At 55.9% G+C, this 10,833-nt stretch carries 12 protein-coding genes; 7 read left to right on the top strand and 5 right to left on the bottom strand.

All coding sequences use genetic code 11. From position 1 onward, the window contains the following. Positions 1-316 precede the first annotated feature (316 nt). The 4 genes from ACEYDX_RS09895 to ACEYDX_RS09910 form a co-directional block, all read right to left on the bottom strand. The gene (locus ACEYDX_RS09895; protein ID WP_373741857.1) at positions 317-1,396 is read right to left on the bottom strand and encodes an FAD:protein FMN transferase; all 1,080 of its coding nucleotides are present in this window, start codon (positions 1,394-1,396) and stop codon (positions 317-319) included. A gap of 329 nt (positions 1,397-1,725) precedes the next feature. Further along, positions 1,726-2,220 (bottom strand): nitrous oxide reductase accessory protein NosL, encoded by a 495-nt coding sequence (locus ACEYDX_RS09900; protein ID WP_373741858.1) that lies wholly within the window; start codon positions 2,218-2,220, stop codon positions 1,726-1,728. Between the two features lie 84 nt (positions 2,221-2,304). After that, positions 2,305-3,510 (bottom strand): DUF819 domain-containing protein, encoded by a 1,206-nt coding sequence (locus ACEYDX_RS09905; RefSeq protein ID WP_373741859.1) that lies wholly within the window; start codon positions 3,508-3,510, stop codon positions 2,305-2,307. A gap of 186 nt (positions 3,511-3,696) precedes the next feature. Next, on the bottom strand, positions 3,697-4,719 hold the full coding sequence (locus ACEYDX_RS09910) for an ABC transporter permease (protein ID WP_373741860.1): 1,023 nt from the start codon (positions 4,717-4,719) through the stop codon (positions 3,697-3,699). Between the two features lie 449 nt (positions 4,720-5,168). Between ACEYDX_RS09910 and ACEYDX_RS09915 the strand changes: the two genes are divergently transcribed. Together ACEYDX_RS09915 and ykgO are read left to right on the top strand one after the other, a co-directional pair. After that, positions 5,169-5,444, top strand: a complete 276-nt coding sequence (locus ACEYDX_RS09915; protein ID WP_373741861.1) for a type B 50S ribosomal protein L31 — start codon at positions 5,169-5,171, stop codon at positions 5,442-5,444. Then, the gene (ykgO, locus tag ACEYDX_RS09920; protein ID WP_002222621.1) at positions 5,444-5,569 is read left to right on the top strand and encodes a type B 50S ribosomal protein L36; all 126 of its coding nucleotides are present in this window, start codon (positions 5,444-5,446) and stop codon (positions 5,567-5,569) included. Before ACEYDX_RS09915 ends, ykgO begins: the two co-directional genes overlap by 1 nt. A gap of 56 nt (positions 5,570-5,625) precedes the next feature. On the opposite strand, the gene ACEYDX_RS09925 is transcribed toward ykgO, so the two are convergent. Next, positions 5,626-6,675 carry an ABC transporter permease subunit gene (locus ACEYDX_RS09925; protein WP_373741862.1) on the bottom strand — a complete coding sequence of 350 codons (1,050 nt, stop codon included), beginning with the start codon at positions 6,673-6,675 and terminating at the stop codon, positions 5,626-5,628. A gap of 328 nt (positions 6,676-7,003) precedes the next feature. Between ACEYDX_RS09925 and ACEYDX_RS09930 the strand changes: the two genes are divergently transcribed. The 5 genes from ACEYDX_RS09930 to ACEYDX_RS09950 all read left to right on the top strand — a co-directional run. Next, the gene (locus tag ACEYDX_RS09930) at positions 7,004-7,225 is read left to right on the top strand and encodes a sulfurtransferase TusA family protein (protein WP_373741867.1); all 222 of its coding nucleotides are present in this window, start codon (positions 7,004-7,006) and stop codon (positions 7,223-7,225) included. Between the two features lie 13 nt (positions 7,226-7,238). After that, a complete protein-coding gene (locus tag ACEYDX_RS09935) occupies positions 7,239-7,829 on the top strand; it encodes a hypothetical protein (RefSeq protein WP_373741863.1) in 591 nt (196 codons plus the stop codon). Positions 7,830-7,938: 109 nt separating this feature from the next. Continuing rightward, positions 7,939-8,817, top strand: coding sequence for a cupin-like domain-containing protein (locus tag ACEYDX_RS09940; RefSeq protein WP_373741864.1), 879 nt, complete (start codon positions 7,939-7,941; stop codon positions 8,815-8,817). Between the two features lie 428 nt (positions 8,818-9,245). Continuing rightward, a complete protein-coding gene (gene hemB, locus ACEYDX_RS09945; protein WP_373741865.1) occupies positions 9,246-10,250 on the top strand; it encodes a porphobilinogen synthase in 1,005 nt (334 codons plus the stop codon). Between the two features lie 172 nt (positions 10,251-10,422). Continuing rightward, on the top strand, positions 10,423-10,833 hold a 411-nt coding region (locus tag ACEYDX_RS09950), incomplete at its 3' end, for a CNP1-like family protein (RefSeq protein ID WP_373741866.1).

The following is a 10,833-nucleotide window of genomic DNA, read 5'->3' on the forward strand; positions in this document are numbered from 1 at the left end:
GGCTTCCACCTTATAGCCCCGATCTGAATCAGATAGAGAAAAAGTGGGCTTGGATTAAAGGTGTTAGGAATCGGCTGCGAATTACGGATGTGGATTGGCTGTTTCAGGTGTGTATCGATAAATAAGTTTATTTGCTATAAACAAAACTTAAAAGCCGTTCATAGGTATAGCGTTGATATTTAATGTTATTCCACACAGGTGAAAATCAGAAAAACTGCAAAAAACTTGTTCTGAAGATTACCAGTCTGGATTTCAGCCTGCACGGAAATGACGGCTGTAAATAGTACCGCATCCATCAAAATAACCGGTTGCCACACTATTCCAGCTTTTTAATCCGGTTACCTTCCGATACCAACCACACCTTGACACCGCTGACTTGCCGCAAGGCCATCTGAATTTCGTTTTCATCCATCAGAGAAAAAGCGGTGGAAAGCGCGTCAGCAATTGCCGCCGCAGGCGCGGTAACGCTCACGCTTTTATAGCGCGGGGTACTGATGCCGCTGCGCGGATCAAACAGGTGGGTAAATTTGCCGTCTTCATCCATATGCGTACCGTAGCCGCCTGAAGTGGCCAGCCCCTGATTTTGCAGCGGAATATGGAACAGGACAGCGGTTTCGTCATCGGGATGGCGCACGCCTGCCCGCCATGTGCGGCTGTGCGTGGTATCCAGCGCACGGATTTCGCCCAAATCAATCAGAGCCTGTTTGATGCCCGAATCGCGCAGCATTTCGGTAATGCGGTCGGTAATGTAGCCCTGCGCAATGCCGTTCAGCGACAAAGCCATGCCGCTTTTGGCGAAACGGATGCCGTTGCTGCCGAATTCGACGGCATCGAACCCCACTTTTTCCAAAGCCTTATCGAGCAACGCTTTCGGCGGTGCGGTTCTGCTTTTCGGATGCCGTCTGAAATAGTCTGCATAGGCGTTCCACAGCGGCTGGACGGTGGGGTCGAACGCGCCCTGCGTGATGCGGTGAATGTTGCGGCTCATGCTTAACACCGCCAGCAAGTCCGACGGCGGATTGTGCAGACGGCCTTCTCGGTTCAGGCGGCTGATGTCGCTGTCGTCACGGTAAAGGCTGAAGATTTTTTCCAGCCGCGATACTTCCGACAGGGCTTTGGCAATCAAGGCTTCGGCGGCTTTGCGGTCGGGATGGTACAAGCGCATTTCCGCCCCCGAACCGAGTGCGATGCCCTGCCAAACGGTGGGTTCGATGTTGTTTTGAGCGACGGGTTCGGCAACAGGCTTAACGGCATCGGTATTTTTTTCGGCACGGCGGTTGAGCGCAAACGGAACGGCAGCCGCACCCGCGAGGGCGGCGGCGGTAATCAGTAAACGGCGGCGGGAAAGAGACATAGCGGGAATGGGAAACAGGTTTTCAGACGGCCTGAATATCATCAGGATTGGTTACGGAGAAACCGCTCGCCGTCTGGATTACGGCATTCAAGACGGTTTGCAGTCCGCAAAAAAATAATGCTAAACCTTACCGTGCCGATCGGCTTGCTTTTACGGCAACGGCAGTAACGGTTTTCTGACGGCCTTTGTTTAGGTTGTTTAGGTTGTTTAGATAATGCATTGATAATACCGACACCATCATTCCCATACAGACAGAAGCCCAGATTTGCGATATTAGAACAAGATTTTTCTAGCCCTCCCTCCGGATTCCCGCCTGCGCGGGAATGACGGTTGTTCATGAGCCGACACCATCAGCGCACGACCACCCCAGCCTATTTATACAGATATTCGTCGGGAATCTGGTCGAACGTCGTTACCCTGCCGCCCTTCTCTTTGGCGAATTTTTCCGCAGCGGCTTTGTCGGCAAACGGCAGCGCGTCTTCCGCGCCCATGCCGCCGATAAAGCCGCTTTCAATCACATAAAAGGCTTTTTTGCCGTCCGTCCACGACGTATCGGCATTGGGCGTATTCCAATCGGTTACTTTGCCCATATCGGTAACGTAAATGGCCGCGATGTCTTTCGGCTCGCCCGGCAGCCGCGTGTAGTTGACCATCTGTTTGGTGGTGGAAAACCACACCGCTTTGGACGGATTGCTCTTATGGAAAATCTGCGCTTTCGGGCCGTTGTGTTCCGACAAATTCATGGTGCAATAATGGCCGACGGATTGATCGGTAATCGGCAGCGGCTTGGGCAGAGCCGCTTCTTCTTTCGCGCCGCAGGCGGCCAGCAGCAGCGCGGCGGCAAGGGGGTAAAGGATGTTTTTCATATTTGAAACGCCTTGATGTTATTCGGTTGGATACAGTATAGCAGGCCGTCTGAAAAATATTTTTCAGACGGCCTGCTTGCTAAACTACAAACCCGCCAACAATGCATAGACTGCCGTGCCAATATAGTTACCGATGATGTAGCCCACTGTACCGATAACCAAAATCGGCCCCACCAAATCCCGCCAGCCTTGGCCGATGGCAAGTGCTGCCGCGGTGGTAGGCCCGCCGATATTGGCATTGCACGACAGCACAATCTCTTCAATGCTGTATTTGAAGAGTTTGCCGGCCAGCAGGGTAACCATCAGGTTGACGACCGCCACAATAAAAGTAAACACAAACAGAAGCGGGGCGTTTTGCAGAATCAACGCCACCGATGCAGGAATACCAATCACGACGAAAAAGAGATAAATACAGTAAGTACCCAGCTCCTGACTGCCGTCAAGCTTTGCCACCTGTTTCGGAAACAGCAAAATAACGGAGAAAGTCATGGTGGTCAGCAGCAGATATTTGTCGGTAACCAGGCCGATAAGCATATCGGTAACAACGTTCCCACCGCTTCCCAACACGTCTTTCAACCAAGCTGACGCAGTAAACGATACAGCCACCAACAGCATGGCACTGCCCAACGAGAGCGCGATACTTTGCAGCGATACTGGCTTGGGCTGCCAATACGCCGCCGCCCGGTTTTTTCCGTCGGCGGCATTTTCTTCCGTTCCGACAGAATACGGGCTGCTCCAAATTCTCCGCACCACCGGCGACACCGACAGAGCAATCAGAATCAGGAAATAACAGGCCATCATCAGATTGTCGGCCACAATCGTTGCGGCGGTAATGGTTTTCGACGGTTCGAGCTTGGCGGTCATGGCCGCAAAATTCACGCCGCCGCCGGTATAGGAAGCGGAAATGACTGCGGTGATTTTATCCAGTTCGGGAATATGGTTCCGCAACAGCAGAAAACCTGCCACGGCACCGATTACCGTACCCAACGAGCTGATAAGAAAAAGAAACAGCAGCCGTCCGCTCTCCTTCAAAACCGAATGCAGATTGAGCTGGAACAGCAGCAGGGGAACCGCCAGCGGCACCACATACCCCCACACCGCATCATACACCGGCGATTCGGCAGGCACGAGGCCGAAATTTGATGCGGCCAACGCAATCAGCAGCGCAATCACCGCGCCGGGTATTTTCGATGCCCAACGGGCATTTTGTTCGAGAAAGATGGCAACTGCGGCCGCAAGCATGACAAACGTCCACAGCAAAAGGCTGTTATCGGGTGCAATCAAAGACATAGGCTACTCCTTATGGCATGACGGTTTTTGGGCAAGGCGGTGTTTGGATATTGTATTGAGCAATGTATCACGCCCAGACAGACCGGTAACGACATTTCAAGGCATTTTCAAACATCGGTTCGGCAGCAGGCCGTCTGAAAACCGGTTTCCAAAAACCTTCGTGCATTGCGGATTTTTCAGACGGCCTCACGACCGCGACCGCACGTCAAACGCCTGCCGCAGCCCTTCGCCTATCATTACCAACAGAAACAGCATTACCGTCAGCGTGCCGACGGCGGACAAACCTATCCACCACGCATCAAGATTGTCTTTGCCCTGAGCCAGCAGTTCGCCCAAACTCGCCTGCGACGTGGGTACGCCCAAGCCCAGAAAGTCCAGGCTGGTCAACGCCAGCACCGCGCCGGAAATGCGGAACGGCAGAAACGCCAAAACAGGCGTGAGACTGTTGGGCAGAATGTGCCGCCACATAATGCGACCGTCTGAAACACCCATGCTTTTGGCCGCCAGCACATAATCGGCCTGCCGGTTTTTCAGAAACTCGGCGCGCACATAGTCCGACAGCCCCATCCAGCCGAACAGCGACAGCAGCACCAGCAAAACCAGCAGGCTCGGATTAAAAAACGACGACAGGATAATCAACAGGTAAAGTTCGGGCAGCCCGCCCCAGATTTCGAGAAAACGCTGCATCAGCAAATCGGTTTTCCCGCCGAAATACCCCTGCACCGCGCCCGCAGCCACGCCGATCACGGTGGTTACCGCCGTCAGCGCAAGGGCGAACAGCAGCGAATCGCGGAAACCGTAAACCAACCGCGCCAACACGTCGCGGCCGCGGTCGTCGGTACCGAGCCAATGGTTTTCAGACGGCCTTGCCGGGTCGGGTTCGGTATCGAAATCGTTGAGCGTATCGGCGGCATAAGGATTGGGCGGAAACACGGCGGTATTGCCGTCCGAAGTGATGTTGCGGCGCACGAGCGGGTCGAGATAGTCGGCAGGGGTTTCGAAATCGCCGCCGAATTCGGTTTCGTGATAAGTGTTGAACAGCGGGAAATAATGTTTGCCCTGATAATTTACCCACAGCGGCTTGTCGTTGCTCCACAGCGGCGCAGCCAGCGCAACGGCGAACAATACGGCCAAAATACGCAGCGACAGCCAGCCGCGTTTGTGCCGTTTGAATGCCTGCCATGTGTTTGAAGGGAAAATGTTCTGCATATTCGGTCGGATGGTAAGGCCGTCTGAAAACGGCTTCGGATGAAGTGGAAAGCGGTTCCGCCGCTCTTTCGCGTATGGAACAGGCCGGCCTGCGCCGTCTGAAAGCAATCGGATACCGGCGGCGATTATAACGTTTTCCCGCCATCGGCAGGCAACGGATTTTCCGACGGAAAACGGGGTTGCCGCAGGAAGCGGAGTTTCTGCACAGCCAAAACGGAGTTTCCGCAAGAACCGGAGTTTCTGCACAGCCAAAACGGAGTTGCCGCGAAGCCGAAACGGTGCACCGGCTTGAAAACCCGTTTGCTCAGGCCAAACGGTTTCCGGCCTTTTCAGACGGCCTGACGCCGTCTGAAAACCCGTCGTGCAAACAGTCATGTTTTTCCGCTTGATAAACAGCCGCTGCCATATTAAAATGAATGTTATAGTATAACATTTCAGAAAGGCTTTTCATGAAACCGAACATCCATCCCGACAATTACCGCACCGTGCTGTTTTTCGACAGCAGCGCCAACGAAGGCTGGCTGATACGCTCCTGCGCGGATACACACGGCAAAACCATGGTTTGGCGCGACGGCAACGAATACCCCGTATTCATGCTCGACACTTCGTCCGCATCGCATCCGGTTTACACCGGCAAACAGCGCGAATACCACAACGAAGGACGTGCCAGCAAGTTCAACAGCCGCTACCAAGGTATGCTCGGCTCGTTCAGAAAGGATAAATGATGCAGGTCTTGTCTTCTTTAAAAACCGCCAAACAACGCCACCGCGACTGCCAAATCGTGCGCCGCAAAGGGAAAGTTTACGTAATCTGCAAAAGCAATCCGCGATTCAAAGCCCGCCAGCGTTAAGGCTCGGCAGGTGTAGTCAGGCCGTCTGAAAAACATTTTTCAGACGGCCTGAATGCTTATTTGCGCCCGCCGAAATGGATGCGCGGGTCAACCCACGAATAGGAAATGTCCGACAGCAGTTTCGCCAGCAAGCCCATCAGCGTGAACACATACAGCGTGCCCATCACCACCGGATAATCTCGCTTCATCACCGCTTCGTAAGAAAGCAGCCCCAAACCATCGAGCGAAAACAGGGTTTCAATCAGCAGGCTGCCGGTGAAAAACGCGCCGATAAAGGCGGCAGGGAAACCGGTAATCAGCGGAATCATCGCGTTGCGGAAAACGTGTTTCCACAAAATCTGCCGTTCGGGCAAACCTTTGGCGCGGGCGGTATAAACATATTGGCGGCGGATTTCTTCGAGAAACACGTTTTTGGTGAGCACGGTCATCACGGCCAGATTACCGGCCACGGAAGCCGTTATCGGCAGCGCGATGTGCCAGAGATAGTCTTTGATTTTGCCGAACACGGAAAGATTGTCCCAATCGTCGCCCGTCAGGCCGCCCTGCGGAAACCACGAAAAAAAGCTGCCGCCGCCGAACAAAACCAGCAGCACCAAACCCAACACAAACGGCGGAACGGTGTAGCCGACCAACACCACCATGCCCGTAACCGTGTCGAATTTCGAACCGTCGCGCACCGCCTTGGCGATGCCCAGCGGAATGCAGACGAGATAGGTCAGGAAAAACGTCCATAAACCCAAGCTCATCGACACGGGCATTTTCTGTTTCACCAGCTCGAACACGGTTTGATGGTGGAAAAAACTTTCGCCCAAATCGAAACGGGCGTAACGCCAAACCATATCGGCAAACCGTTCCAGCGGCGGCTTGTCGAAACCGTAAAGCGCATTGAGCGCGGCCATGTCTTCGGGGCTGAGCCGGCCGCCGCGCATCATGCCGTTTGAAGCCGCAACGGTTTCCCCGCCCGCCCCCGCACCGTGCGTCAACTGCTGCACCATCTGCTCCACCGGCCCGCCGGGCACAAACTGGATGATGGCGAAGGTAACGGCCAAAATGCCGAGCAGGGTCGGAATCAGCAGCAGCAACCGTTGGAAAATATAACGCCGCATCGCGTTTCTTTCTGTTTTGTATCAAACCGGACAGGGGGCATCTTAACAAGATTGAGGCCGTCTGAACATCCGTTTCCGCACGGCTTTCAGACGGCTTGAACCGCAGATGCCGCGCCGTTCCGAATCACGGCAAACCGTGTTTTCCCACCCTGACTGTATCGGCCTGCTTCGGCAAAATGCAGGTGATTCAGACGGCACGGCAAATACCGCGAACCTGAAATTCAGACGGCCTTTAGGGTTTTACAGTCCTGCCGCTGCCCGCGCTTACAGCCGCACCGAGATAAAAGGTATAATCGCGCCATTGTCCGAACAACCCGTTTTCCCGACCATGAACCAATCCATAGACCTGACCGGCCTGAGATGCCCGCTGCCGATTCTGCGCGCCAAAAAAGCATTGGCGCAGCTTGAAACGGGCGACGTGTTAACCGTTACCGCCACCGATGCCGGCGCACCCGACGACTTTGCCGCATTCTGCCGCCAAACCGGCCACGAGCTGCTGGAGTCATCGGCTTCAGACGGCGTGTTCACGCTGGTCATCAAACACAAATAAGGGCCGTCTGAAAATGAATACCCGCATCCTGTTCCCGTTCGCCCTGCTTGCCCTGACCGCCTGCAACGGCGGCGCATCCGCCCCTGATCCCGCAAAACAGACCGCCGCAACCGAAGCGGTCAAACTGTTCGCCGAAACCTGCATTGCCGCCGACGGCAACCCCGCGCGGGTGGCGCAATGGGCCGCCGCCGCCAACATCCCGCCCATGACCGCCGACGAGCTGGGCAAACTGCCTTTCGGCATGATGGAAGTCGATTTGCAGCAGGCATGGCGGCTGGAACGCGGCGGCACGGCGTTTTACCTCAGTACGGGTGCGGGCGCATGCAGCGTGAAAACGGAACGGGCCGACGAAGCCGCCGCGCGCGCGCAGTTTACCGCGCTGGCCGGGCAAAACAGCGGCAGCCGACAAACCGTATTGCGCGCCGACCACACCACCTCATCCCCGTTCCCGTTCAAACAGCTTTCCTACGCGTGGGTGATGCCGCAGGGCGATACCGAAACCGTGCTCACGGCCAATACGTCCGTATCCGACCAAGTGCCCGTGCAGCTGGCCCTGATATTCACGCACCGCCCACGCGCCGCAGGCAGCGTAACCAGCAACTGACCGCCGTTCTGCGGAACTGCCGCCGCTGTGTTTACCCGCGTAAAAACGGTTTTCCGCAAACGGCGTTTTTTATAAAATTGTCTTTTTACTTCAACCAGATTCAAAAAACATGGGCTTCAAACTGACTCCTATCGACGTGGTTGACGACATCAGCCGCGAAGAATTCCGCGAAAAATACCTCAAACCGCGCCGCCCGCTCGTGATCAGAAACATGAGCAAAAGCTGGCCGGCTTATGAAAAATGGTCGCTCGACTACATGAAAGAAGCCGTCGGCGACATCACCGTGCCGCTTTACGACAGCAGCAAAGCCGACCCCGCCGCGCCGATTAACGCCGCCAGCACCGAAATGAAGTTCGGCGACTATATCGACTTAATCAAACGCGAACCCACCGACCTGCGCATTTTCCTGTTCGACCCCATCAAGCACGCGCCCTCGCTGCTCAACGATTACGTGTTCTCCAAAGACCTGATGGGCGGCTTTCTCGACAAATACCCCACCATGTTTTTCGGCGGCATAGGCTCCGAAACCTTTCTGCACTACGATATCGACATGGCGCACATCTTCCACACCCATTTCGGCCGCAAACACATTATTCTGTTCGACTACAAATGGAAAGAGCGGCTCTACCAAATCCCGTTCGCCACTTACGCGCTCGAAGATTACAGCGTCGAAGCCCCCGACACCGCCCGCTTTCCCGCCCTCGAAGGCGTGGAAGGCATAGAATGCCATCTCGAATACGGCGACACCTTATTCATGCCCACCGGCTGGTGGCACTGGATGAAATACCTCGACGGCTCGTTTTCCCTCTCCCTGCGCGCATGGGACGAAAGCTGGGCGGTCAAAGCCCACAGCGTGTGGAACCTCACCGTGCAGCGCAAATTCGACAACTTCATGAAAGCCCGCTACCGCGGCCGCTACATGGGCTGGAAAGAACAGCTCGCCGTCAAACGCGCCAACCAAGCCCTAGCACGCGGCCTGCCGCGCTGAAGCATTCCCGTCAAACTTAGGCCGTCTGAAAACTTTTCAGACGGCCTGAAACTTTCGCAAAACCCGGTTTCAACCTAACAATCTACGGCCACCGTTCCCGCGCAGGCGGGCATCAAGAATATTCACTTACCGTGATTTTTAAAGATTCCTGTAACCGGCAGGTCCGGATTCCCGCCTGCGCGGGCATGACGGGCTAAAGGTTTCCCCATATTTTCGCGTTGTGCAAAGGTCTCGGCCCTGTCTTTATCACAACAACCGAATTTCCTACCCCCACGCGGCATTTGCAGCAAAAGCCGCAGTGCCGACCGCATTCACGTAAAAATCCAATCAGACAACTTCCCCCTGCCCGCCCCGCAGGCCGTCTGAAACCCACACCGCCGCCCATCCGATGTAAAATTCCCCTTTTCCCACCCAACCGGAACCGCATCATGAATTTCCCGCCCCGCCAAGTCCCCGCCACCCGCTTGCGCCGCATGCGCAAAGACGATTTCTCCCGCCGCCTGATGCGTGAGAACACGCTGACCGCCGCCGATTTGATTTACCCCGTTTTCGTACTCGAAGGCAGCAATCAGGAAGAAGCCGTCGCATCCATGCCCGGCGTGGTGCGCCAAAGCCTCGACAAACTGCTGTACACCGCCGAAGAAGCCGTCGGGCTCGGCATTCCCATGTTCGCGCTGTTTCCCGTCGTTACCCGCAACAAAACCGAGCTGGCCGAAGAAGCCTACAATCCCGACGGCCTCGTCCCCACCGTCGTGCGCAAACTGCGCGCCGAATTTCCCGAACTGGGCATCATGACCGACATTGCGCTCGACCCCTACACCGTCCACGGCCAAGACGGTCTGATTGATGCGGGCGGCTATGTGATGAACGACGAAACCGTCGAAGTGCTGGTCAGACAGGCGCTCTGCCACGCCGAAGCGGGCGCGCAGGTCGTCGCCCCGTCCGACATGATGGACGGCCGCATCGGCGCCGTCCGCGAAGCATTGGAAGATCACGGCCACATCCACACCCGCATCATGGCCTATTCCGCCAAATACGCATCCGCCTTCTACGGCCCCTTCCGCGACGCGGTGGGCAGCGCGGCCAATCTGGGCAAGGCCGATAAAAAAACCTACCAGCAAGACCCCGCCAACAGCAACGAAGCCCTGCACGAAGTCGCACTCGATTTGCAGGAAGGTGCGGATATGGTGATGGTCAAACCCGGCCTGCCCTATCTCGACGTCATCCGCCGCGTCAAAGACGAATTCGGCGTACCCACGTTTGCCTATCAGGTTTCCGGCGAATACGCCATGCTCCAGGCCGCCATCCAAAACGGCTGGCTCGACGGCGGCAAAGTCATTCTCGAAAGCCTGCTCGCCTTCAAACGCGCCGGCGCAGACGGCATCCTGACCTATTACGCACTCGAAGCGGCCAAACAGCTGAAAGGCCTGTAAAACCCGCAAACACGGCAAAGGCCGTCTGAAAACCCGTTTTCAGACGGCCTTTTATCAATTCATGTTCAGACGGCATCAAAAAAACGTAAAGCCGCGCCAAACGCCGTACCGCAGCTTGCCGCAGCGGCGGGCTGACCCTAAAATGGCCGCTGTTTCCCACTCGGAGAGCATTATGCGCCGCATCATTCTGACCGTTTTGGCCGCAGCCGCCCTTCAGGCGCAGGCCGCACCGAAAGACAAAGAAGCAAACATCAACATCCACTACAAAGAATCCGCCGCCGACAAAGCCCTGCGCGAATTCAAAGAAGCCGACCTGCCGCTGCCCGCGTTTCCCGACGCCCGAAGCGGCAACTGGTTCGACATGTACGTCAACGAAAGCTACGGCAAAAACGCCAGAATCCTGCTCGACAGCATCCAGCCCGCTTCAGACGGCACGGTACGCTACATTCTCAACGAACGCTCCAAATCCGGCCACGACAACCTGACCGCCGAAGCCATGTTCTGTTCCGGCACATCGTTTGACTACGGCGACCGCAAACGCTCGTCCTACAAAGTTTTCGGCTTCGGAGACACCGTCAACCCC

Origin of the sequence: Neisseria sp. (assembly GCF_041804105.1) — a bacterium.
Classification (GTDB): domain Bacteria; phylum Pseudomonadota; class Gammaproteobacteria; order Burkholderiales; family Neisseriaceae; genus Neisseria.